Annotated in this window: 17 protein-coding genes and 3 tRNA genes; 3 read left to right on the forward strand and 17 right to left on the reverse strand. The window is 42.0% G+C overall.

What is annotated here, in order from left to right; all coding sequences use genetic code 11:
- Positions 1 to 6: 6 nt before the first annotated feature.
- The 4 genes from NYP69_RS03270 to mraZ are packed head-to-tail and all read right to left on the reverse strand — an operon-like array spanning position 7 to position 4581.
- Positions 7 to 2061, reverse strand: coding sequence for a peptidoglycan D,D-transpeptidase FtsI family protein (locus NYP69_RS03270; RefSeq protein ID WP_115761767.1), 2055 nt, complete (start codon positions 2059 to 2061; stop codon positions 7 to 9).
- Entirely contained in the window at positions 2061 to 2735 is a 675-nt protein-coding gene (locus NYP69_RS03275) for a hypothetical protein (RefSeq protein WP_115761766.1), read from the reverse strand. Before NYP69_RS03275 ends, NYP69_RS03270 begins: the two co-directional genes overlap by 1 nt.
- Positions 2735 to 3805 carry a 16S rRNA (cytosine(1402)-N(4))-methyltransferase RsmH gene (rsmH, locus tag NYP69_RS03280; protein ID WP_115761765.1) on the reverse strand — a complete coding sequence of 357 codons (1071 nt, stop codon included), beginning with the start codon at positions 3803 to 3805 and terminating at the stop codon, positions 2735 to 2737. The genes NYP69_RS03275 and rsmH overlap by 1 nt, the downstream gene beginning before the upstream one ends.
- A complete protein-coding gene (gene mraZ / locus NYP69_RS03285) occupies positions 3802 to 4581 on the reverse strand; it encodes a division/cell wall cluster transcriptional repressor MraZ (RefSeq protein ID WP_115761764.1) in 780 nt (259 codons plus the stop codon). The genes rsmH and mraZ overlap by 4 nt, the downstream gene beginning before the upstream one ends.
- A gap of 199 nt (positions 4582 to 4780) precedes the next feature.
- Here mraZ and NYP69_RS03290 point away from each other — a divergent pair, with 199 nt between their 5' ends.
- A complete protein-coding gene (locus tag NYP69_RS03290) occupies positions 4781 to 7057 on the forward strand; it encodes a HelD family protein (RefSeq protein WP_473410590.1) in 2277 nt (758 codons plus the stop codon).
- A gap of 236 nt (positions 7058 to 7293) precedes the next feature.
- Here the strand turns inward: NYP69_RS03290 and nrdR are convergent, their stop codons facing one another.
- Both nrdR and NYP69_RS03300 read right to left on the reverse strand, forming a co-directional pair.
- On the reverse strand, positions 7294 to 7740 hold the full coding sequence (nrdR, locus tag NYP69_RS03295) for a transcriptional regulator NrdR (protein WP_032812895.1): 447 nt from the start codon (positions 7738 to 7740) through the stop codon (positions 7294 to 7296).
- A 312-nt stretch (positions 7741 to 8052) separates the two neighbouring features.
- Entirely contained in the window at positions 8053 to 8415 is a 363-nt protein-coding gene (locus tag NYP69_RS03300) for a LysM peptidoglycan-binding domain-containing protein (protein WP_004130081.1), read from the reverse strand.
- 160 nt (positions 8416 to 8575) lie between these two features.
- Here NYP69_RS03300 and lexA point away from each other — a divergent pair, with 160 nt between their 5' ends.
- Complete coding sequence (gene lexA / locus NYP69_RS03305) at positions 8576 to 9298, forward strand: transcriptional repressor LexA (RefSeq protein ID WP_004130078.1); 723 nt, start codon at positions 8576 to 8578, stop codon at positions 9296 to 9298.
- A 186-nt stretch (positions 9299 to 9484) separates the two neighbouring features.
- On the opposite strand, the gene NYP69_RS03310 is transcribed toward lexA, so the two are convergent.
- The 7 genes from NYP69_RS03310 to trmB all read right to left on the reverse strand — a co-directional run bounded on the left by NYP69_RS03310 (position 9485) and on the right by trmB (position 16992).
- On the reverse strand, positions 9485 to 9964 hold the full coding sequence (locus NYP69_RS03310; RefSeq protein WP_004130077.1) for a GreA/GreB family elongation factor: 480 nt from the start codon (positions 9962 to 9964) through the stop codon (positions 9485 to 9487).
- 57 nt (positions 9965 to 10021) lie between these two features.
- A complete protein-coding gene (locus tag NYP69_RS03315) occupies positions 10022 to 10429 on the reverse strand; it encodes an FKBP-type peptidyl-prolyl cis-trans isomerase (protein WP_004130076.1) in 408 nt (135 codons plus the stop codon).
- Positions 10430 to 10696: 267 nt separating this feature from the next.
- Entirely contained in the window at positions 10697 to 12175 is a 1479-nt protein-coding gene (locus NYP69_RS03320; RefSeq protein ID WP_473413077.1) for an L-serine ammonia-lyase, read from the reverse strand.
- 62 nt (positions 12176 to 12237) lie between these two features.
- On the reverse strand, positions 12238 to 14952 hold the full coding sequence (locus NYP69_RS03325; RefSeq protein WP_080576663.1) for an HAD-IC family P-type ATPase: 2715 nt from the start codon (positions 14950 to 14952) through the stop codon (positions 12238 to 12240).
- A gap of 25 nt (positions 14953 to 14977) precedes the next feature.
- The gene (locus NYP69_RS03330; RefSeq protein ID WP_020759091.1) at positions 14978 to 15715 is read right to left on the reverse strand and encodes a hypothetical protein; all 738 of its coding nucleotides are present in this window, start codon (positions 15713 to 15715) and stop codon (positions 14978 to 14980) included.
- Between the two features lie 118 nt (positions 15716 to 15833).
- Positions 15834 to 15905 (reverse strand) — tRNA-Glu (locus NYP69_RS03335).
- 145 nt (positions 15906 to 16050) lie between these two features.
- The gene (gene trmB, locus NYP69_RS03340; RefSeq protein WP_004130072.1) at positions 16051 to 16992 is read right to left on the reverse strand and encodes a tRNA (guanosine(46)-N7)-methyltransferase TrmB; all 942 of its coding nucleotides are present in this window, start codon (positions 16990 to 16992) and stop codon (positions 16051 to 16053) included.
- A gap of 193 nt (positions 16993 to 17185) precedes the next feature.
- On the opposite strand from trmB, the gene galE reads away from it, so the two are divergent.
- Positions 17186 to 18196 carry a UDP-glucose 4-epimerase GalE gene (galE, locus tag NYP69_RS03345; protein WP_004130071.1) on the forward strand — a complete coding sequence of 337 codons (1011 nt, stop codon included), beginning with the start codon at positions 17186 to 17188 and terminating at the stop codon, positions 18194 to 18196.
- A 114-nt stretch (positions 18197 to 18310) separates the two neighbouring features.
- Here the strand turns inward: galE and NYP69_RS03350 are convergent.
- The 4 genes from NYP69_RS03350 to NYP69_RS03365 form a co-directional block, all read right to left on the reverse strand.
- A tRNA-Phe gene (locus NYP69_RS03350) sits at positions 18311 to 18383 on the reverse strand.
- Positions 18384 to 18425: 42 nt separating this feature from the next.
- A tRNA-Asp gene (locus tag NYP69_RS03355) sits at positions 18426 to 18499 on the reverse strand.
- A gap of 143 nt (positions 18500 to 18642) precedes the next feature.
- Positions 18643 to 20910: an ABC transporter ATP-binding protein gene (locus NYP69_RS03360; protein ID WP_473412919.1), complete on the reverse strand. Its 2268-nt coding sequence runs from the start codon at positions 20908 to 20910 to the stop codon at positions 18643 to 18645.
- A complete protein-coding gene (locus NYP69_RS03365) occupies positions 20900 to 22801 on the reverse strand; it encodes an ABC transporter ATP-binding protein (protein ID WP_473412920.1) in 1902 nt (633 codons plus the stop codon). Before NYP69_RS03365 ends, NYP69_RS03360 begins: the two co-directional genes overlap by 11 nt.
- Positions 22802 to 22952: the final 151 nt, after the last annotated feature.

Below are 22952 nucleotides of genomic sequence, written 5' to 3' on the forward strand. Positions count from 1 at the left end.
TATCTATTACCATTGTACAGCAATAGGATCGGTGCGAGGAGTCGATACTGGAACGTTGTACTTTTGCATTAGGAACTCGCCTATTGTTTTTATAATAGTCGCCGCAGTATAAACACCGAATGTACCTTCTGGATTGCTTAATGCTACAGTTATTGCAAAACGTGGATTATCTACAGGCAATATTGCTGCGCAATCTGCAACAATAGAGCTAAGAGCTCCGCCAAATCCAGCAACTTCTGCAGTACCACTCTTTGCAGCAATGCGATATCCATTAACAGATATGTAGCTACCGTAATATTCTGCAGCGGACTCCATAGCATTTAACATTTGATCAGCAACATGCTCATCCAACACCCTAGTGCCTTCTGGCCTCTTGCGCTCCGTAACTCTACCATGAGGGTCAATTACAGACTTTATAATCGATTGCTTAAGTCTTACGCCTTTATTTGCGATTGTTGATATAGCATTAGTTATTTGCAAAGCGTTTGTTGCATAACCCTGACCGAACAAAACAGTGTTTTGCTTACGACCATCCCACGATTGAACACTCGGAAACAAACCTTGGGATTCTCCTTGCAAGCCTAATCCAGTATATTGTCCAATTCCAAACTTAGACAAAAACTCATAACGCTTGTTATTTGGATATTTTTCGCCAGCCATAATCATGCCAACGTTAGAAGATTCCTTCAAAATGCCTGCCAAAGTGAGCCTCATAACACCATGATTATGAGCGTCGTGGAAAAGCTGACCCTGCTTTTCAATGCTTCCTGGAACAGCAAACTTATCTGATAACGAGCGCGCGCCCGTCTGAAGCATGCCTGCAACTGAGAAAACTTTACCAATGGAGCCTGGCTCAAACACTTGGCTAACAGCTTTAGAAACAGACGCTCTAGCTTCGGCAGAACCAGCTTTAATACTATCGCTATCTTCTAGAGCAACGATTTCTCCAGTGCGAATATCTTGAACAACAGCAACGCCCCATCCAGCTTTATACCTGTTAATGCCATCTAGAAGAACCTTCTTAACGTACCAATCTACATCGCTATCAATAGTTAGCTTTATGTCGTTACCGTTTACAGCATCTTTATATTCGCTTACCGTTCCAGGAATTTTCTCATTTCCAACGTTATTTCCCTGGTATTTTTGATATCCATCTTTACCAGTTAGAACCTTATCTTGAGAAAGCTCTAGTCCAGATTCGCCAATTTCTCCTCTTCTGCCCTTTGCTTCCTTGCGAGCGCTTTCTTCAGCGTCTTTAACGGAACCGATTAAAGCACCAAGAATAGGGCCACTCGAGTATACGCGTTCGCTACTGTTTTCTGCATAAACACAACCAGAAAGATTAAGCTTGTCTATTGCGCGCTTAACAGAAGGCTTAACATTTCTTTTAATAACAGCGTAACGTCCTACGCCTGCAATCTTGCCGCCTATTTCAACAGAACTCATATGCAAAATAGGAGCCAAAAGACGTGCTACAGCAACAGCGCCAGTTCCTTCAACATCTTTGCCATTAATTGCATGACAATTCCCAGCAGTTTGCTTTGTGCAAGGAGTTGGCTTAAAAGACTGAGCGTTCATAGGGTCTGCGATTATGTTGTATCTTTCAACGCTTTGAGCTAAAACGGTACCGTTTGCGTCTAAAATACGACCTCTACGAGCGAGTATTGGACGAGTTCTGCTACGTTCTGCCTGCGCCGCCTGAGCAGTAGAACGTGCATTGATTAACTGTATAAAGCTAAGCTTTACTATTGCTATAGACGCAATAAACGCGAATATCATTGCAACAGCAATACACTTTTTTGCAAAAACCGTGTTTCGTATAACGCTAGTTTGAGCGCCATAACGTGCATTAGCTCCAGAAGAAGCATAACCAGAACCAGAACGCGCGGCATTACTGCCGTATGATCTGTACAACTTACTCGTATTGAATCTGCTCTTGCTGATTTTGCTCACTCTGCTTGTAGTAGAGTGCAACTTTTTACCAGCAAGTTTGGCATAATACAATACTGTTTTCATTTTGCCTGAGTATTTGGCGAAACGTTGCTTGATTAGGCGGTTCATCAATGTTTCTCCTTATTTTTTTGTTCTGGCTGTTGTTTAGTTTGTTGTTTAGTTTTGTCTGATTTAGTTTTGTCTGGTTTAGTTTTATCTGGTTTAGTTTGTTGTTGTTTAAGTTTTTGCTTTGCTTGCTGCTGTTTAGCTTGCTCCTGTTTAGCTTTTTGAGCTTCAATAGCAGCTTGTTCTGCCTTCTTTTTATTGGCATAAGCACTTAAATCAACTGTTATTGCTCCCTGTTGTGGAATCATTCCCATATCTTGTGCTTTTGCTGGAAGATCCGCTTCTAGCGCATCTAACTTTGTTTGCGCAGTTTCCACATCTTGACGAAGCCTAGAGATACTTGATTGAGTGGCAGCTTGTTCAAAAGATATCTCCGCCATTTTTGTTCGCAACAACAAAGACGTAGTAGGCGTAACAAAAAGGAAAATAACAACAATAATCAAGTTGAAAAGAGGAGCTTTACGAGTGTTACTCCACTCTATAACTCTATGTAAGTGATTCATTACTGTGTAAGACCTACGGTCAGAGGCACTAAACACTAATGGAATCGACTTTAAAACGCGATTTTGCCTTGAATTATTACCAGCTGCCTTCTCGTTTACTCGCCCAGCAGGAGCAGATGAATTTGCATAAGACGCAGCAATCCTAGAAGCACGGTTTTTACTTGGCTTATCCATTAGAACCTGCCTCCTTTGCTGTTATTTACACCATTCGCTTTAGAAGAAGAACGATGCAAAGATGAATCTTCTCCTTGAGCAATAGCTGTAAAGTCTTTAATCCACCTATCTGGAATATCTCTAATAAGCTCCACTGCGCGTAAGCGAACAGAAGAAGACCTTGTATTATTTGCAATTTCTTCTTTAGATGCTTTAATAGCTCCGCGAGTTAAAGACTTAAAGAAAGGTTTTGCACTTTGCGGAATAATTGGCATATTTGCTGGAACATCTACTTCTAAGCCTTTATTCATAAAACGCTTAACCGTAATATCTTCCAAAGAATGATAAGACTCAACAACAATTCTGCCACCGTTATTTAAGCGCAAAGCAAGCTTTGGCAGAGTCCTAGAAAGCTTATCTAGCTCTCCATTAACTTCGATTCTAAGAGCCTGAAAAACTCGTTTAGCTGGATTTCCTGGAGCACGATGAGCACGCGGAATAACATGATCCACTAAATCAACAAGTTGACCAGACGTTTTTATTGGATTCTCTTGTCTAACTTGCACTATTTTTCTTGCGATTGGCCCAGAAAAACGTTCTTGACCATACTCACGGAATATTTGAGCAAGACTGGATGCACTATAAGTAGCAAGAATGGTTTCAGCAGTAACACTTTGAGTTGTATCCATACGCATATCTAAGGCTGTGTTATGAGAATAAGAAAATCCTCTATCTTCCTCGTCTATTTGCAAACTAGAAAGACCCAAGTCCATAAACGCTGCGTCAATCTTATCGATTTCTAAATCTTCAAGAACTTTGTCAACTTCATCAAATGCAGCATGCACTGGAATAAAACGAGTCTCTAAGCCTTCGTCGCGCATTCTTTTTGTCGCTAAGCCAAGAGCTTCACTATCTCTATCTATTCCAATAAGAGTTGCAAGTGGAGCAGCTTTAAGAAAAGCTGTTGCGTGACCCGCAAGTCCAAGAGTGCAATCAACAACAATAGAATCTTTGTGATCTAATGCTGGAGAAACAAGATCTACGCAGTCTTCCAACAACACTGGCGCATGAATTGTAGATAAATCTTTCATTGTGCCACCGCCGGAAGAACATCATTTGCAATATCTGCATAATCTTGCTCTTTATCTGCAAGATAATTGTTCCAAGCAGATTTGTTCCATATTTCTGCGCGAGTTCCAACACCAATTACAACAATCTCATCTCCAAGATTTGCATAATCCCTTAGCATTGGAGGCACCACTATACGTCCTTGCTTATCTGGCTCCTGATCAACAGCGCCAGAAAGGAAGACTCTAAGGTAGTCTCTTGCAGACTTATTACTCATAGATGTGAGCTGAATCTGAGTTGTAATACGCTCAAACTCTTGCATTGGAAGAACATAAACGCATCGCTCTTGTCCGCGAGCCATAACAAAACCATCACCCAACTGGGATCTGAATTTTGCAGGTAAAGCCACACGTCCCTTTGCATCTATTTTTGGAGAATAAGTTCCAAGAAGTATCGGATTCTTTACGTGATTATTAGCCTGACTTTGCAAATTATTAGCACCAAAAACCGCGTCTTGAGGCAAAGGAGTGGATGTAAAAGCCGAAGACATAGGTTGAGGTTGCATAACAGGCTGCATAACAGGCATTTGAGGCATTTGCTGCGCTTGATACATTGGCGGCATTTGCGGCATCACATAATAAGGCTGAGCGTACGCTTGAGAATTTTGCATTGGCATATGCGCATCTTGAGCATTAGCTTGAGCCGTATTTTGAGAATCATAACCAGATGGATTTTGAGCATGCTTAAAGGAGGAATTGGCTTTATCTTGCGCATTTGCGCCAGCTTTATTACTAGCCATAAATCCATCTCCTTTTCAACATGCAATATGCCACTTGCACATCATTCACCATTTTACCCCATTTCTCACCAAAAATCCCCACTTTTTTGTAAAAAAATAATATTTTTTTAACTCAGATTGGAAACATGCAACGTGTATTAGCCTCGAGGTATACTTAAACGCCTAGTTTTAGCCCAACTTTTAAGAAGAACGGACACAAATGTCTACGTACTCCTCACAACTCAGCGAAGAACAACAAGCAGTTAATTGCGCTTACAGTCGATTAGATAACTTGCGTTCAACAATCCGAGCAAGGCTTGATTCTGTACGCGCTGCAGGCTCGCATGGCTCACCAACTCAGCGAACAGAACGAGATTCTTTTGCAACAATGTACGAAGATCGTTTAACGCAACTTAGAGCTGTAGAAGATAGACTCGTGTTCGGCAGACTAGACAGCCTAGAAGGCATAAGACGTTACATTGGAAGAATCGGTTTACTAAGCGAAAATCACGACCCAATCTTAACTGATTGGAGAGCAGAAGCAGCCAGACCATTCTACGAAGCAACTCCTTCAAATCATGGAGACATTGTTATGCGTAGGCACATAACTCTTAAATTCCGAGAAGTTGTAGGAGTTGAAGACGAGATTCTAGATATTCATTCAGACGAAGTAAACAAAGCATCTAAGCAAGGAACACTTACTGGCGAAGGTGCATTGCTTGCTTCTCTAGGTTCTCGTAGAACTGGAAAAATGACGGATATTGTTGCAACCATTCAGGCAGAACAAGACCGCATTATTCGCGCTCCTCTTGACCGTACAATTGTTGTTCAAGGTGGACCCGGTACAGGCAAAACTGCAGTAGCTTTGCACAGAGCAGCATACTTGCTCTACACGCATCGCAGAAAGCTTGAAAGATCAGGCGTTTTGATTGTAGGACCAAGCTCCGCATTCTTAAGATACATAGATCAAGTTTTGCCATCTTTGGGTGAAACTGGTGTTGTTAGCAGAACTATAGCGGATTTAATCCCAAACATTCATGCAACAGTGCAAGACACTCCTCATGCAGCAAAACTTAAGGGAATGTACCGCATGAAAAACGTTATTCAAAACGCTATTTGCGCAAGAATACGTATTCCTAAAGATTTGCCAACACTACGCATAAATGGTTTTGCTGTGCAATTAAAGAAGGAAGATATAGAGCTTGCGCAATTAGACGCTCAGCGCACACACCAGCCTCATAACCAGGCGCGTAAAACATTTGTAAAGTCAGTTATAAGTTCGCTTAGAAACAGGTATCTAGAACAACTTGATTATGTTCCTTCCCAAGCGGAGATATCCGACATTACTTCGCAACTTAGAATGGAAAATAAGCTCAAGATTACATTAAATCTTGCTTGGCTACCTATGAATGCTAATTGGCTTATAGACCAACTCTTTTCTAAACCTGAACAACTTCGCATATATGCTCCTTGGTTAAGTGAAAATGATATTCGTGCATTGATTAGACCAAAAGGAAGTCCTTTAACTCAGTCCGACATCCCACTTCTTGACGAAGCTATGGAGCTACTAGGCCCAGATCCAAAGATTGAAGCACAAAACGCTGCTCTCGCTCGTAAAAAACTCGAAGAACAGCAATATGCTTCCGATACTCTTGCACAAAATGGCATAGGGAATGGCATTATTACCGCCGATATGCTTATTGAGAATATTCAAGGTAACGATGCAAGTATGGTTGCAAATCTTGCCGCGTCTGATAGAGAGTGGACTTATGGCCATGTTGTTGTAGATGAAGCGCAAGAGCTTACTGCAATGGATTGGCGTATGCTAATACGCAGGTGCCCTTCACGCTCATTTACAATTGTTGGCGATGTTGCACAAACCTCCTCTTTAGGCGGTACACATAGTTGGCAAAAAAACATGAGCTCATTGTTTGGAAACGAAAACTGGGATCTTTATGAACTAACAATTAATTACCGTAATCCTAAAGAAGTTTCTGAAGCTGCAGGAAAAGTTGCAAATAATTCTGGCTTATATATATCAACAGTTAATGCAGTTAGATCTGTTCCAGATTCGCTTGTTACACATACGGTTCAGAATCAAAATGAGCTTAATAATATGCTTTCTAAATATTGCATTGACTTATTTAACGAATTTGTTTCCGAAGACGGAAGCGGACGCGTAGCAATTATTGTTCCTCAAGAACTAATAGAGCATGCAAACAAAATCGTTAAAAATACTCTTAGCAAGAATCTTTCGACTAAGAAATATGCACGCATAATTCAGCAAAACTTTGACGATAGTCAAATTAGCGTTTGCAATGCGGAAGATGTTAAGGGATTGGAATACGATGCGGTAATTCTAATGCAACCTTCTGCCATCGAGCAGGAAGCAGCATCCAGACTTAGCGCAGCGGCAAATCTATACGTTGCAATGACAAGACCAACACAGCGTCTTGTTGTCTTGCGCACACAAGACGACGCCAATTTTTCAAAGTAATAATCACGAAGTAAAAGTACTGAGTAAACCCAACTATTAACAACCTTGTTATTTGTTTGACCCTTTAATTGGGTCAAACAAATCAGGTTATCCCTCACACTATAACCATATTTATTCTAAGACTCAACGATTCGCTAACAAACAGCAAATCAACATTCACACAAACTCAAATACTCAAACCTATGCTTATTCAGCAACATTCACAAAGTGTTCACTCAATGTAAAACATTGCACAATCACTTACTTTTCTTAAGATCATCTATTGCACGTTCAAAATCTTCCAAACCAGTAAAATTCTGATATACGCTAGCAAAACGAAGATACGCCACCTCGTCTAGTTCACGCAACGGCTTTAATATTGCTTTTCCAACATCTTCGGATGTGATTTGAGCTAATCCACGAGCACGTAAATCAGCTTCAACTTCCATTCCAAGAGTCTTTAGCTCCTCAGAATCTATTGGTCTACCCTGGCAAGCTTTTCCAACACCAGCAACCACTTTTGCCCTATCAAAAGGTTCCACAGAACCAGAACGCTTCATAACAAGCAATTGCGTAGTTTCTACTGTTGTAAAACGATTACCACACATCTGACACTCGCGCCTACGACGGATTGAATATCCATCCTCGCTGATTCTAGTGTCAATAACCTTAGTATCGGAATTCTTACAAAAAGGACAATGCATATATACAGCATACTAAAAATTAATTAAATATGTTATATATATTTCAATGTTTTATATAAATAAATCGATTTTTTCATATTTTTCCTCGTATATTTTATAAAATTTATCGCAAAACACTCGAATAGATGGATATATAGATACATCCATAACAACAAGTTGTTCAACAATTGGTTTAACGCTTAAATCATGACAACTACAGCATGCAGAATCATCGCAATAATATAATGTAAACAAATCATATGAATCTGACGAATTATATTCATAATCTGTACTCATGAATACTCCATTCTAATAATATTTGTAATAATAAAATTAGTTGTCAATAAAAGGTACGCGTATAGACTGCCCTACTTCTAAATCTGGAGAATCAAGATTATTTAATTGCATAAGGTAATCAACAGAATCAGAAATATTGCCATTTTTATCTGTTATGGATTTTGCATAACTCCACAATGTATCTCCAGGGCGAACAGTATACGTTATAAAGGATTTTGATACGGCTGAAACAGCTGGCTTTGGCATAAAAATAATCCAAGCAAAGCAAACTAACGCAGAAAAAACTATAAAACGCATAAATAATTTATTTTTGCGTTTTTTGTAACTCTTATTAGTCAAAACAGCACGATTTGGTGTTGAATAATTAACGCCATCAAAAGAGTTCAACTTCTTATACATAACTATCCTTTCTTACGTTTTAATTGACATGAACATTTGTTCTATCGAACAAGTGTATTAATCTTGACACATTTGTTCTAAAGATGCAACGGCGTGTCGAACATATGTTTGATTTTTTTAGAAAAGTGTATTAGAATGTAAAACAACGAAAGGAGACACCATGAATACCACCCAAAACGAGCTTAGTGATTCTGCGGCGCACAACGCTGAGCCACTAACAGATCGCCAGAGAAAAATCATGGATGCTATACAGCAATGCCTCGAAGAACATGGATTCCCTCCATCATTTAGAGAAATAGGTGAAGCTGTAGGCTTAAGAAGTCCTTCTTCCGTAAAACATCAATTACGAGCACTCGAGATGAAAGGATTAATACGAATAAGTGCAAATAAAGGTAGAGCAATTGAAGTTATTGGAGATTTTATACAAAAGAATAAAGAAAAAGCCCATGCATTGCTTGAAAAACAATCAGCTATCGATGTGAGCATGTATAACAGTGAGTCTTTGATAAACTCTCACGATGTTCCTCTTGTTGGAAGAATCGCTGCAGGAACACCTATAACAGCTGAACAACATGTTGAAGATGTTATGCGTTTGCCAGAAAGACTTACTGGAAGCGGAAATCTGTTCATGCTAGAAGTGCATGGAGATTCAATGATTGACGCAGCAATTTGCGACGGTGATTATGTTGTTGTGCGAGAACAGAACGAAGCAACAAATGGAGATATTGTTGCTGCACTGCTAGATAACGAAGCAACTGTAAAGACGTTTAGAAAAGAAAATGGTCACGTTTGGCTTATGCCTCACAATCCAGCGTACTCCCCTATAGATGGATCTCACGCAAAGATAATGGGCAAAGTTGTTACCATTTTAAGAAAAATTTAATGATTTAAGAGATTTACAAGATTTACGAGATTAAAACAACTAAAGAACGATACTGTTAAACGGATACAAATAAGCATATAAATAAAATCGCTGTGACCTATAAATCATATAGATTCTAAATCACAGCGATTAGAGAAAATAGATGGATAACAAGTATGTGCTCGCTTATTAAAACAAATTCATTGTTTAAGCGAGTGGATGAGAATCCTTAATGGTTACAGAAATTTGGCGACCATTTGGAGCAGAGTAGCTAACAGTATCACCCGCTTTAGCGCCAATAATTGCAGCACCAATCGGAGATTCTGGACTAATAACATCGTAATCGGTAGCAACAGCAATATCACGAGAGCCAAGAACATAAGTCATCTCTCGACCAGCAAGATCTAAAGTAACAACAGAGCCATTGCCAACAAGGCCTTCCGCTGGAGCCTCAAGAATCTTTGCGTTGCGTAGCTTAACAATAAGCTCGTTAATACGACCTTCGTTCTTGCCCTGCTCTTCGCGAGCAGCCTGATAGCCACCGTTTTCAGACAAATCGCCTTCGGCGCGAGCAGCAGCAATACGCTCGGTGATTTCATCACGATATTCACCTTCGCGATGAGCTAATTCTTCCTTAAGCTTATCGTAGGCTTCTTTAGTCAATAGAATTACTTTTTCTTCAGCCATTTTGCAATCTCCTTAACAAAGAATAAAGAATAAAAGCAACAAAACAATCACTCGCGTTTAGCGAGTAGAAATAATATCAATCACAAAAACGAGGGTGTCCGAACCACCAATTCCAGCCTGCGGAACACCTCGTGAACCATAACCATACTCAGGCGGAATAGAAACAAGTAAGCGAGAACCAACATTATGTCCTGGAACAGTACGATCCCATCCCTGAATAACCTGTCCAACACCAATACCAAAGCTGGCAGGAGTATGACGAGCAAAACTAGAGTCAAAAGGCTCACTTGCCCCCCAAACAACACCGTGGTAATTAACGGTAACAGTATCTCCAGCACGAACCAAAGGCCCATTGCCTTCTACCAATTCAACAACCTTAAGCCCTGCTGGCGGCTCAAGCGCTGGGAACGTCACCGTTGGCGTAGTACCAAATTCCGCAACTACTTCTGGCATATCCTGTGCCATTTTGCCTCCTTTATAACCTCTTATAATCCCTTACAAACATGTGTAAATGCTTGCAAAAAGCCACTAACACTTACAAACTATTCATTAAAAACTTTGAATATTATAACAGTTTTGCAATTTTATAGCGTGTTTTAGATTAGCACTCAACCGCTACCTATGCCAATACGTATGTAACTTGCATAACAATATAGCAACACAATGCAAGCAAATATGCAAAACATTCTTAAGGAAAATGCAATAAAATAGCTATAAATGCAATGACTATAACTAGCACTCAACTACGTTCACAGCTAAGCCACCCTTAGATGTTTCGCGATATTTAGACATCATGTCTTGGCCAGTTTCCTTCATAGTTTTAATAGCACTATCCAAGCTAACAATATGAGAGCCATCACCTAGAAGAGCCATTCTAACAGCGTTAATAGCAGTGTTGGCAGCCATAGCATTGCGCTCGATACAAGGAATCTGAACCAAGCCACCAACCGGATCACAAGTGAGACCAAGATGATGCTCAATACCAATTTCGGCAGCATTTTCAACCTGCTGCGGAGTTCCGCCAAGAACTTCGCACAGGCCTGCAGCAGCCATAGAACACGCAGAACCAACTTCTCCCTGGCACCCAACTTCTGCACCAGAAATAGAAGCATTGCGCTTAAACAAATAGCCAACAGCTCCAGAAGCAAGAAGGAACTTTATTATTCCCTCCTCGCTAGAACTGTCTACAAAACGCCAATAGTATTGCAAAACAGCCGGAATAATACCAGCGGATCCATTAGTCGGAGCTGTAACAATACGACCACCTCCAGCGTTTTCTTCACTTACTGCAAGAGCAAAAAGATTTACCCATGCAGAGTCAGAAGCTTCCAGAGCGCAATCAGCTCGCCTACGATTTTGCTTAAGCATATCGGAATTTGCAGCAAGACGAGCATACATACGCGGAGCACGCCTATGAACCTCAAGTCCGCCTGGAAGAATCTGCTGCTTAGAGTTACATCCATGTTCAACACACTCTTCCATAACTTCCCAAACATGCAACAAATAGGAACGAACATATTCGGAATTACCGTTATGCAAAGCAAGTTCGTTTTGCCAAACAATGTCACTTATGCTCTTATGCTCTTTTTTGCAAATCGAGATAAGTTCTTTGCACGTTGTAAAAGGATATGGAACAGGAGAGTCTTCATGCGAATCACTAGAAGATTCAGAATCTTTAGGATTAGAATCTTTAGGGCTATCTTCACTTCCTTCCACATTTTCATCAACGCGGTCATGCAAGCCAATCATCTTATCGTTTGCATTGCCTTTGCGAATAAATCCGCCACCAATCGAATACCAAACTTGTTCGTCAACAGTATTACCAAAGGAGTCCAAAGCAACAAACCGCATGCCATTAGGATGCGCAGCCATGCGCCGCCACTTTTCAAAAACAACGTCGGAATCGTAGTCAAATTCGATAGTATGACTATGTGCAAGCGTTAAAGTTCCGCTTTTCTTACAATCTTCTCGAATAGTCATCATGTGTTCTGTATCAACATCGTCTGGAAGGTTACCTTCAAGACCAGCAACCGATGCACGATCCGTACCATGCCCCAATCCAGTAAGAGACAAGGAACCATACAGTGTGACTCGCACATGCGAAACGTCTTTAAGCTTTCCATTCTTTTGAAGAGAAGTCACAAAAGCATTCGCTGCGCGCATAGGACCAACAGTGTGTGAAGAACTAGGACCTACACCAACCGAGAACATTTCTAAAATACTGAACACATATCTATTGTAAGCACAATTATTAGTAGGCACGACACGCTACATCAACGGTCACTATCATAAGAGTGCAAAACACTACCATCGTTTACATTATCAATCCAGTTTTCAATCAAGTGACTAACAAGATGCAAAACTAACCAGATAACAAAGGCAAAAATTACAGCACAAATCATAACAAACATTGCATTTCCACTCACAGGAACATGCAAATCAAAGAAATGCGCAACAAACGGTATAAATGCACCAATAACTCCAGCCGCAGCAAAGAATAAGACCATGATTCCACGCCAAGAAATAAGCGGCTTAGAAACTGTAGCCAAAACTGCAACACCGAGCACAAAAATAGTAACAGCACAAATAGTGCGAGTTACACCAACAGCGTGCACGGATTCAACAATAAGCCTAGAAGCGTTAGCGTTAGAAGAATCAAGACCACGCGCAAGCATTAAAGGAGAAAGAATGGACACAACCAAAACAGACACAGCAACAGCTATACCATTTGGTAAAGCAAAACGAACAACACGATGCAAGAATCCAGGAACGTAGCGCCTTGTATTAGGAGCCAAAGCTAGCAAAAATGCTGGAATACCAATGGTTAACGAACCGATATAGGTTATGTGACGAGGCAAATATGGGAAATTAAGACCGAGCAAAACCACACCTGCAGAAATTAGTGCAGAATACACGGTTTTAACAAGGAACAGTCCTGCAACACGTTCCATGTTTGCCATTACTTGACGACCCTTAGCAACAACATCTGGAAGATGCGAGAAGCGTGAGTCAACAAGCACAACTTGCGCAACAGCTTTAGCAGCTGGAGCAGCGTTACCCATTGCAACGCCTAAGTCTGCCTCTTTGAGCGCAAGCGTGTCGTTCACACCGTCGCCAGTCATAGCTACAACATGGCCTTTAGAGTGCAAAGCTTGAACAATCGCCTTCTTTTGATCTGGCAAAACGCGACCCAAAACATCAACGTTTTCAAGAACCTCGGCAAGTTGATTTATATCTGTAGGCAACTGTCTTGCGTCCATTGAAACAGGCTTTGAGTCACCAGTTAGACCAACTTTTTCGGCAACAGAGGCAACAGTTGTTGGATTATCGCCAGAAATAACGCGACACCTAACGCCTTGCTGCCTAAACCAAGCAAGAGTTTGACGAGCGTCAGCACGTATTTTCTCTGAGCATCGAACTAAAGCAACAGGGCGAGCGCTTGTAGACACTACTGGAGAACTGGAGAACGTTGCATCATTAGAATCGCCAGAATCACTATAAGCAACAGCTAGAAGAAGAACACGATTACCCTGCTGAGCGTATTCGTTTACACGATTCAAAATTTGCTTAAACGAATCCGTTAAATGGCAATTATCGAAAGGAGAATCGCCAGAAACCGCAGAATCGCTGATTCCGCCTTCTGCAACCGCTGGAGCAATAGAACCGTGCAAATCGCTAGAAACAACGCTAGATTCGCGTGAACAAATCGCAGTTGCTAAAACCTCTGGAGCACCCATATACCACGTTTCAAATCTACCGTCTTTCAGCGCATAGCGTATTGCGCTCCACTTTCTTGCAGACGAAAATGGCAAGCGAGCGCTAACACTAGAAGCAGAGGAAACACCTTGATCTTTAAGGCCTTCCATAATGGCAGAACCTGTAGCATTTGGATTTTCTTCGTTAGATAAGTCAAACAGAGCTTGATTCACCAAACGATTCGAGTCATCACCAATCAAGTCAACACCAACAAACGCGATTCCACCATCCGTAATCGTGCCAGTTTTGTCTAGATTAAGGCAATCCACTCGAGCCAAAGTTTCAACAGATTCAAGCTCCTGAACCAACGTTTTTTTACGCGCAAGACGCATTGCAGCAACAGCAAAGTTAAGCGAAGTTAAAAGAACAAGCCCTTCTGGAATCATGCCAACAACGCCAGCAACAGCAGAAACAACAGCGCTCTTCCACTGCCCCGTCTGTAAAGCTACAGCAAATCCGCCAACCTTATTGATTTGCGACCAAACAAGCAAAACGCAAAGAGGAACAACAACAATCGTCATCCACTTTAGAATCGTGTTAATTCCACGACTCAAATCGGAGATTGTTTTTGTATAGACCTTTGCTTGTGCAGCAAGCTTAGACGCATAGCTGTTATCTCCTACAGCTGTAACGCGCATTAAAGCAACGCCAGAAACCGCAGTAGACCCAGAATAAACAAAGTCGTCCGCAGCCTTACGAACGGTCACAGATTCGCCCGTAAGCATGGACTCGTCCATTTCTAAGCCCCAAGATTTAACAACATTTGCATCTGCAGGAACCTGGTCGCCAGAACGAACCCACAACAAATCACCAAGCACAATACCGCTATGATCAACATAAACATTTTTGCCTTCGCGCCGAACAATCGATTTGGAAGCAACAAGAATCGAAAGACGGTCGAGCGTACGCTTTGCGCGCAACTCCGTAACAACACCAATACCCGTGTTAATAAGAATCACAAAACCAAAAACAGCGTCTTTCCAAGAGCCAGTGACAAGCACAACAACCATTGCTGCAAAAATGATTGCGTTAAAAAGAGTAAACACGTTTGCGCGCACAATAGAAAGAACGGACCTAGATGTTCGATTATTCGTAACATTTACAAATCCGCGATTTACAGCATCAAAAACTTCGCTTTGCGTTAAACCTTGTTCGCTAACCTCTGGCAAATCAGGGAAATCGGAGATATTCACAGAATCTGTAGAATCTGTAGAGCTTTGCGAATCATGCATTTTTTGCAAACTCGTAACGTTAGCGCTAATCTTTGTCATTTATAACCACATCCCTACTGTGAGGCGTATTGTCAATCACAGATTGAACGATTTTTAGAAGACTAGAATGTTGGATTTTACCGAAACTCTTAATTAGATTTGTGTCAAACAAATTCTCGCCATCTAAATCCTTAAGAATATAAAGCTTTGCTGCATACAAAGTGCGGTCCTTAGGTGGATTTTGTGGATTAACAAGCACAACAGGAATCCCAGCAGAGCGCACATATTCAAGCGCATTAGTCCAAGCTTTGCGAGCCTTTAGATCAACATGTGCACCACCAGCATTGCTTTTAACGCTATAATCAACGCGATCTAATCTATCAACATTAATATTGTTTATCAAAATAATAGACACAGGCTGATTTGAAGCATCTGTAATTGCCTCTTGCGAAGCAAAATTAGCATTTTTGACGTCTGCAATCGAAGTATATGATGCATGCAAACCAGATTTCTCACACATATGCAAAAGCTTAGAATCAAGAGCCGCCTGCCTGGATCCAACTACAAACAACTTTATGTCTTCTACATCAATACCATCATGAACAATGTCGTCCAAATGCCCGCTATCGCCAACAGCGTGGCCCTGAGGAGTGCAAGCACTTAGAGACGCAAATAAGAAAATCACCAATGCGGACGCAAAAGCCGAAACAACATAACTACGTTTGCACAAAACAGCACGAATCGCACGCATAAGAACGTGTTTTGTTTTGCGCATAAAGACCATAAGACTTTTATAGCACAAATTAGGAACGAAGCATATTGAGAACAGCGCAAGAGTTCGTGGTAAGCGGCAAACATCGTAGATAACAAAAACGCCGCTAAAACTAGCGGCGCAAAATTTGTACCCCCTAAGAGAGTCGAACTCTTGTTGTCAGATTGAAAGTCTGGTGTCCTAACCGTTAGACGAAGGGGGCTTTTAACCAAACCATATGATATTAACACTCATGCGCAGTTCTTGCAAATTACGGCGTGTTGAAGGAAGATAACGCGATTCTAACAAAGCACACCACACAAGCACGCGCTACGCATTACGCACTGCATCACAATCAAATACACAACTCACTTTTTAACAACATATGTCAAATCGTGAATCACGCGACCAGCATCTAATCCCTTGCGCTCAAAATTCGTCAAAACACGCCCATCAAAGCGACGCGACTCAACAAAATCCGCATGAGGCAAATCGCCAGCATCTTGTGCATTCCCCTTGCCAACATGCTCCGTAGGCAAACTCACGCGCAAATCTCCAGCGTTTTCAAAGCACGCCAAAGAATCCATAACCTCGTGAACATGCAACGCGTAATCCTCAATATCTGTAGCAATTCGCCAAACTCCGCCCACAACAAGCGCATTATGCACAGACTTAGCCAAAGATGGCTGAACAATTCGGCGCTTGTGATGACGCATTTTAGGCCAAGGGTCTGGGAAAAATGTCCAAACTTCTGCCAAAACACCACTTTTGCACGCTGCAAGAAAATCAGGAGCGTTAACTTGAGCAATTCGCAAATTATGCAAATCCTGCTTTCCAGCCAAAAGCATAGTGTGCGCTACGCCTGGGTCGTAAACTTCTAGCGCAAGAAAATTCGTATTCGGATTTGCTGCAGCAGCCGCAACAATGTTCTCGCCCTGACCCGAGCCGATTTCTACAATCAACGGATTAGCATTGCCCCAATTGGCCTCAATCCATTGCGAATCAACACATAAATCGCTTTTTACGCGCAAAGACCCATCGCCATCTGCAATGCATAGCAAATAAGTACCAGAGTAGCGTTGCTTGGCTTTTTCCAAGCGCGCGTCGAGCCTAGCAGACCTTCGCACAAACGAAAGAATAGCCCTAGCAGATGCGTGCGTTTGTTTAGGCTTGGAAGAGTCGCCAGAAACCGCGCGACCATCCTCGCGACCAGTCAAATCGCTAAAAGAGTGGCCACTATGCAAATCGTCACTTGCACTATCTACATTAAAATCGTTCATTTTTAGCCAATCTTCCTTATTTTCTTGCATACGCGACTTAATCACAACTCATCGAATAATATCAAACGCGCAAAACACTGGCACAAATACCAACACAATCACAAACAATCACAAACACTGGAACAAATACAAACAATGCCAAAAACACAATATGATTCAAGCGCTATAATTTCACTATAACATTATGCAAAACAGCATATGTAAGAAAGGAAAACGGTAAACAATGACTATTCTAGTTACAGGCGGATGCGGCTACATTGGCGCACACGTTGTACACGCTCTTCACCAAGCAAAGCAAAACGTTGTAGTTGTAGACGATTTGAGCTACGGAAAGCCTACAAGAATCGAAGGCGCACGACTTTACGGAATGGACATTGCTTCCCCAGACGCTGGAGCGCGACTTGCGCAAATAATGAAAGAAAATAACGTTGATTCTGTAATTCACTTTGCTGCGCGAAAGCAAGTTGGAGAGTCCGTAGAAAAGCCACTTTGGTACTACCAGCAGAACATTAACGGCATGCTTAACGTTTTAGAAGGAATGCGCCAAAGCGGTGCTAAAAAGCTTGTTTTTTCGTCTAGCGCAGCCACGTATGGCGAGCCGCCTGTAGAAGTTGTGCCAGAAGACGTTGTGCCAATGCTTCCGATTAATCCATACGGCCAAACTAAGCTTTTTGGCGAGTGGATGGCACGCGCTTGCGAACACACTTACGGAATTCGTTTTTGCGCGCTTCGCTACTTTAATGTTGCTGGATGCGGGCCTGTGGAGCTAGAAGATCCTGCGATTTTGAACCTGATTCCTATGCTTTTAGATAGATTGCAACAAGGCAAAGCTCCTGCGATTTTTGGTAATGACTACCCTACTGCCGACGGCACTTGCATTCGCGACTACATTCACGTTTCAGATCTTGCAGACGCGCACATTGCAGCGCTTACTTATTTAGATCGCGATGAGCGCAAGTACGACGCTTTTAACGTTGGAACAGGCAAAGGCACTTCTGTTCGTCAAATTGTAGACGAAGTTAGGCGCGTTACAGGCTTGCCATTTAGAGAGGCGATTTTAGGGCGTAGAGCTGGCGATCCGCCACAATTGATTGGAAGCACTAAGCGCATTAACGAAGAGATGGGGTGGCATGCGCGCTACAACGTTAAGGATATTGTGGAATCTGCTTGGGCTGCTTGGCAAGCAAATCCAGATCATCATATTGATGTTGAATCGTGGAAGCAAGTTGACTAAGCAAGTTGACTAATGACTAAGCAAGTTGACTAAGCAAGTTGACTAGCTTATAAACAAAAAACGCGCGGCAAAAATGCTGCGCGTTTTGTTATTTAGTTTTTGTTTATTTACTTGTGGCTCCGAGCGGGATCGATCCGCTGACCTAGCGATTTTCAGTCGCTCGCTCTACCAACTGAGCTACAGAGCCATGATGAATAAAAAACCCGGCGAACCGGGCCTTTACTAATCGCGACCCCGGCCGGACTTGAACCGGTGACCTCCGCCGTGACAGGGCGGCGCTCTAACCAACTGAGCTACGGGGCCGTGGCTTTGTTCCATTGAACAGCCGAGTTACTATCTTACAGAATCCACGCAAAAATGCAAGCTCAAAAGCGTATTCGGCGTGTTGCCGCGGAATATCAAGCAAACGCACATTATGTTCAATACGTGCAAACACACAACGCTGGCTACTCCAGCTCCATTGCACCCGTGCAAAGTTGATAATATTCGCCGCGCTTTTTCATCAAGTCTTCGTTAGACCCACGCTCAACAATCCTGCCATGGTCTAGAACCATAATCACATCCGCGTTTCGCACTGTGGAAAGCCTGTGCGCAATCACAAACACAGTTCGATCTTGCATCAAAGCATCCATCGCGCTTTGCACAAGCGCCTCTGTATGCGTGTCTATCGAAGAAGTTGCTTCGTCTAAAATCAAAACAGGCGGATTCGCAACAGCAGCGCGCGCAATCGCAATCAACTGCTTTTGGCCCTGCGAAAGCTCTGCTCCGCCGTTTTTAATATACGTGTTATAGCCGTCTGGCAGCTTGGAAATAAAGGAATCCGCATGCGCAAGAGTGGCGGCAGCAACGCAATCCGAATCGCTAGCATTAAGACGTCCGTAGCGAATATTGTCCATTATGCTTGCACTAAACAATCCAACATCTTGCAAAACAGTTGCAACGGCATGTCGCAAGTCACTTTTGCAAATATTGCGAACATCGATTCCGTCATACAAGATTTGACCATCTGCAATGTTGTAAAAACGCGTAAGAAGATTGGCGATTGTGGTTTTGCCAGCTCCAGTGGCACCTACAAGCGCAACTTTTTGACCCGCGTGTGCATACCAAGATATGTTATGCAAAACGGTTTTAGAAGGCTCGTAGCCAAACGTAACGTTTTCAAAGCGAACATCTCCCCTAACAAGCGTATACACGCCGTCTTTAGAGCAAATCGCATGTTTTTGGGTATCTGTGCAAGAATCGCAACTTGAAGAATCTGGATTTGAATAATCGCAACTTGAAGAATCGTAGCTCGAAGAATCGCAACTTGACTTTTTAGAGCAATTTTTCCACGCCCAATACACGTTATTCCCACAAGAATCTTCGCTTACTTCACTAAAAACTTGCAAATAAGAATGTTTAGATGCTGTAGAATCTACTTGATTTACTTGCGATTTATCAATATCTGATAGCGATTTATCTACGCTATCGCCACTATCTCCACTATCTCCACCATCACCACTACAACACTCAACGATTTTTGCGCGAATTTTAACGAGCTTAACTGTTCCATCATCTTTTTCAACAGGCTCATCTAAAAGCGCAAAAATGCGATTCGCGCCTGCATTCGCCATCATAAGCGAATTTAATTGCATTGTTATCTCGCCAATCGGATTTATAAACGCGCGAGAAAGCGTAAGAAGCGATATAAGCGTGCCGATTGTAAGCGTGCTTGAATTATTCAATGCATCGCCCCCAAAAACGCCACTCAACCCAGCAGAAGGCACGCCAGCATTTACAGCCCACGCTCCAAAAATCGCAAGCAAAACGTAAAACAGATAACTCGCGTTACTAATCACAGGCATAACATTATTTGCGTAAGAATTGGCGCTAGCAGAAATTTTTTGCACGCGAGAAGCCAAATCACTTAATTTTTTAACCGCAGCGCGCTCGTGATTAAAAATCTTAATAACTTTTCTACCAGAATCCGCCTCTTCTACAAACTCATTCAAATCACCCAAAGCTGCCTGGAATTGCACAAAAAGCTTGCCCGAACGCTTAAGCATAAAACGCACTAGAAGCAAAAGAATTGCAGTAAAAATCACAATAAAAATTGCAACAGGAATCGAAAGCCAAACAATCGCGCAAAACGCCGCCGCAATAGACATTAGCGCGCTAAACGAATCTGGAAAAGACCAAGAAATCGCTTGATGAAGCGCCTCCGTGTCGTTTGTGTATCGGCTCATAACATCGCCATATCCGTGAGCGTCTAAGTACCCAAGCGGAAGATCTTGATGATGCTTAAACATTTGATTTCTAAGGTTTCGCATTACACTTTGCGCGATTTTTACAACCAACCTGCTCCAAAGCCAGCTAAAGAACACGCCAATAGCGCACACGCATGCCATAATTGCAATCATTCTCAAAAGTGGCGCAAAATCGGGATTGCGCTTGCCAATTAGAGGCAAAATGTACGCGTCTACAAGCGATTGCAAAAACATTGCGCTTACAGCTTGAACAATGGAGCTTACAATAATTGACACAATAACAACAAAAACTTGCATCTTGTAAGCCATAATATAAGACGCTAAGCGCTTTAGAACGCGCCAATTTAGAGCGGATTTTTCTTGCGATTTTTGCTCCAAGTTTTCTTGCGATTTTTGCGAAGATTCTTGTGCATACTTTTGTGCAGACTTTTGCGCCAAGTTTTCTTGCGACTTTTCATTATTTTTCATTGTTAATCCTGCCGCCTTCACTGTCTTTGACGCCTTCATTGCCTTCACTGTTTTTAGACTCAATCATTTTTACACCTTGAGAAATCGCCATTTTTCTATAAATTTCGCACGATTCCATCAACTCGCTATGCTTCCCTTTAGCAACAACACGCCCATCTTTAAGAACAACAATCAAATCCGCATGCATGCAAGAAGACACGCGTTGCGCAACAATGATTTGCGTGGAATCGGGCATAAAATGCCTTAAATTCTCGCGAATCTTGGCGTCTGTTTTAACATCTACCGCACTCATTGAATCGTCTAAAATCAAGATTTTTGGCCGCTTTAACAACGCGCGCGCAATGCAAAGTCGCTGCTTTTGACCGCCCGAAAGATTCTTGCCGCCTTGCTCAAGATTCGTGTTATATGCATGTGGCAAATCGTTTATAAACTCTTGAGCGCAAGCGATTTTGCACGCTTCGCGCAAGTCGGAGTCACTGGCATCCTCATTGCCCCATCGAAGATTTTGCGCAATAGTGCCGCTAAACAGAATATTTTTTTGTAACACAATTCCTATCTGGTTGCGCAAACTTTTGGAATCATAAAAACGAACGTCTGACCCGCCTACAAAAACAGTGCCTTTTGTGGCATCGTAAAGGCGCGCAATCAAATTTATAATACTTGACTTTCCGCTACCCGTTGCGCCCACAATCCCAACAGTAGAGCCAGAAGGAATGTTTAGATTTATGTTGTGTAAAATTTCCTGACTACCTTTAGATAAGTCGCAAGCAGCCGAAGACAAATCGCCATTTACGCGCGCAGAATAATATGCAAAATCAACATTATTAAAGCAAATCGAAGCATCCGCAAGCTCTGTAATCGGGTTTTTATGAACATACTCACTGTTATGCGATTGTAAAACATTTGCAACACGATGCATTGACGTGCGCGCAGTAACCGTCATAACAAAAATTACAACCAAATTAGCCAACGCAAACAAAATTTGCAACGCATACACAACCAGCGCCGCAAGATTTCCCGTAGTCAAGCCAAATGCAGGATTATTTCCCGAAGCAACAATTTGCTTAGAGGCCATCCACGCAATAAGAAGCAAACATGCATAAAAACACAGGTTAAAAAGCGGAATGCTGCAATTTAGAACATACTCCGCTTTTAAAAAATAGCTGTAAATCTTATGCGAGATGCGCCTAAAACGGTGGTTTTCGTAGTCTTCCCTAACATAAGACTTAACAATGCGAATATTACGCAAATTTTCGCTAACCATGCTGTTCATGCTGTCAATCGTGCCGTAAATTCGCGCAAAAGTAGGCGCAACAATCTTTGCACCAATACCACAAATAACGCCAACAATTGGAATAAGACTAAGAAAAACCCAAGAAATCGAAGGGCTTATGCAAAAAGTAAACCACCACGCTGCAACAATAATCACAAGGCTGCGAACGCCTGCGCGAATAACCATTTGATATGCAAATTGAATATTAGAAACGTCGCTAGTTAAGCGCGTAACAACAGTGCCAGTAGAAAAACGGTCAAGATCGCAAAAACTCAACGATTGCAAGCGACTAAACATCGTGCATCGCAAATTTTTACCAAAGCCAGCGCTAGAATGAGCGCAACAAACGCCAGAAATAACGCCGAAAATCATTGATATTGCGGCAAAAGCGAGTAATTGCAAGCCGTAGTATTTAACAGCATTTTGGGATTTTGCGGCAATTCCAAAGTCAATAAGACTAGACATTACTGTTGGAATCGCAATTTGCATAGACGCTTCTACAAAAATCGCAACAGACGTGATTACACCAAGCATGCGATAGCGCTTTAACAGCGGCATTATTGTGCGAAACGCATTAGGCGCGTAATTCTTAGGTTTTTGCTGCGATTTTGCTTTCATGCGACCTCTCTATTAAACGAATTTATACGCTTAATCATATCACCTCTGACTTGTAGCCACTACGACCTGCCTTCGCGCTTAAAGTGTAGTGAGTTTGTATTAAAAAACGCTGAAATCCAGTACAAACGCACTACATGATTACGCCAAGCAC

The sequence above is a fragment of the Gardnerella sp. c17Ua_118 genome, assembly GCF_055804255.1.